General features: G+C 58.1%; 3 protein-coding genes. 2 read left to right on the forward strand and 1 reads right to left on the reverse strand.

Going from position 1 to position 2106, the window contains the following annotated elements:
• Both AAAB16_RS14355 and AAAB16_RS14360 read left to right on the forward strand, forming a co-directional pair.
• A partial coding sequence (locus AAAB16_RS14355) for a prolyl oligopeptidase family serine peptidase (RefSeq protein ID WP_340663922.1) occupies positions 1-289 on the forward strand: 289 nt, incomplete at its 5' end.
• Positions 290-369: 80 nt separating this feature from the next.
• Positions 370-999, forward strand: a complete 630-nt coding sequence (locus AAAB16_RS14360; RefSeq protein ID WP_340663923.1) for an SCO family protein — start codon at positions 370-372, stop codon at positions 997-999.
• A 150-nt stretch (positions 1000-1149) separates the two neighbouring features.
• On the opposite strand, the gene zwf is transcribed toward AAAB16_RS14360, so the two are convergent.
• On the reverse strand, positions 1150-2106 hold a 957-nt coding region (zwf, locus tag AAAB16_RS14365), incomplete at its 5' end, for a glucose-6-phosphate dehydrogenase (protein WP_340663924.1).

Consider the following 2106-nt stretch of genomic DNA (forward strand, 5'->3'; position numbering starts at 1 on the left):
TCAGGGCGCCAATGATCCGCGGGTAAAAAAAAGCGAATCCGACCAGATCGTGCAGGCGATGGCCGCCAAGCATATCCCGGTGACCTATGTGGTTTTCCCGGATGAGGGGCATAGTTTTTCCCGGCCAGAGAACAACATCGCGTTTTCCTCAGTGACCGAGGCATTTCTAGGTGAGTGCCTGGGCGGCAGAGTGGAGCCTTTCGAGAATGTGTTGAAAACCTCCACTATCACGGTACCCCACGGTGAGGAGTTTGTTCCCGGGTTGCAGGCAGCACTCAAGGGCGAGTGAGCGCTGAGGCACAAGGTCGCGTGCAGCGGCCTCTGTTGTCTACTAAAGTGGTGGCCTTATCTCTACTGACTGCCCAGCCTATGACCCGCAAGCAAATCACCGTCGCCATTCTTGTCGCCATCGTCGCCCTGGTATTCGGCCTTACCGTCAACCGTGTGCTGAATGGCAAAGGCCATGGCGACCCGGCGGCCATGATTGATGCTGGCATTATTCTGCTGCCACAAAGCCGCACCTTGCCTGACCTGAGCCTGACCAACCAACTCGGTGAGCCGGTGAAGGTGGATCAGTTGAAAGGCAAATGGAGCCTGCTGTTTTTCGGCTACACCTTCTGCCCGGATATCTGCCCCACCACGCTGGCGCAGTTGCGTGAACTGAAAAGCAAAATGCCCAAAGAGGCTGTGGATAACCTGCAAGTGGTGTTGGTCAGCGTAGACCCCAACCGCGACACCCCCGAGCAATTGAAGAAATACCTCGGCTACTTCGACCCGCAATTTCAGGGGCTGACGGGTGAGTTGGCGAGCATTCAAAAACTGGCCAACGCGGTGAGCATTCCGTTTATTCCGGGTGACACCAGCAAAGAGAATTACACCGTCGACCACAGCGGCAATCTGGTGGTGATCGGCCCGGATGGCACCCAGCGTGGCTTTATTCGCGCGCCGTTGAATAACGCCAAGTTGGCGGTACAGATTCCGGAGATGGTGAAGCAATAACGGGGGGAGAGGGGAGACAAGCCATGCGGCAATAGGCCGGCAAACACCCTTCAGTCCCCTCTCCCGCTTGCGGGAGAGGGCTAGGGTGAGGGCAGCAATCTATCCGCCCACCTTTCCATCAGCCAGGTGCGCCCGCGCACCTAACACCGATCACTCCGCCCACTTACGCCCCTGCAACTCCAACAAACTCTGCGCCTGCTCCGGCCCATTACTGCCGGCGGCATACGGCCGTGGGTCTTGGTAGTTGTCCTGCCAGCCCTTCAAAATCGGGTCCACCCATTTCCACGCTGCTTCCACTTCATCGCGGCGCATAAACAGGGTCGAGTCGCCTTCAATCACATCCAGCAGCAGGCGCTCATAGGCGTCCCAGCGGCGTTTCTGGCGAAACGCCTGGGCCAAGTTCAAGTCCAGCTCCACGGGCGCCAAACGCATGCCTTTGCCCGGCGTTTTGCCCATCAGTTGCAGGCTGATGCGCTCTTCCGGTTGCAGGCGAATGATCAGGCGGTTGGGTAGGGTGTTGTCGAACAGCAGGTGCGGCACCTGCTTGAAGTGGATCACGATTTCCGAGGTCTTTTTCGCCAGGCGTTTGCCGGTGCGCAGGTAGAACGGTACGCCGGCCCAGCGCCAGGTGTTGATCGCCACTTGCAGGGCAACAAAGGTCTCGGTGTCGCTGTCGTTATCGACGTTTTTTTCAAAGTAGTATGCCGGCACTTCCTGGCCGCCGATCTTGCCGGCGGTGTATTGCCCGCGCACGGTCTTGTCGTGCACATCCATGCCCTGAATCGGTTTCAGGGCCTGGAGGATTTTCAGCTTTTCATCGCGCACCGACTCGGCATCAAAGCGCGCCGGTGCTTCCATAGCCACCAGGCACAGCAGCTGCAGCAAATGGTTTTGCACCATATCGCGCATGGCCCCGGAGCGGTCGTAATAAGCGCCACGGTTCTCTACGCCAAGGGTTTCGCACACGCTGATTTGCACATGGTCGATATGCCCGCTGCGCCACAACGGTTCGAACAGCATATTGGCAAAGCGCAGCGCCATAAGGTTTTGCACGGTCTCCTTGCCCAGGTAGTGATCGATGCGAAACACCCGCGACTCATCAAATAC

This window comes from Pseudomonas sp. (genome assembly GCF_037994325.1).
GTDB lineage: Bacteria > Pseudomonadota > Gammaproteobacteria > Pseudomonadales > Pseudomonadaceae > Aquipseudomonas.

Bases quoted from the DNA above. Each gene is read 5' to 3' on its own strand.
- AAAB16_RS14360 (WP_340663923.1), top strand. From the start codon at position 370: ATGACCCGCAAGCAAATCACCGTCGCCATTCTTGTCGCCATCGTCGCC.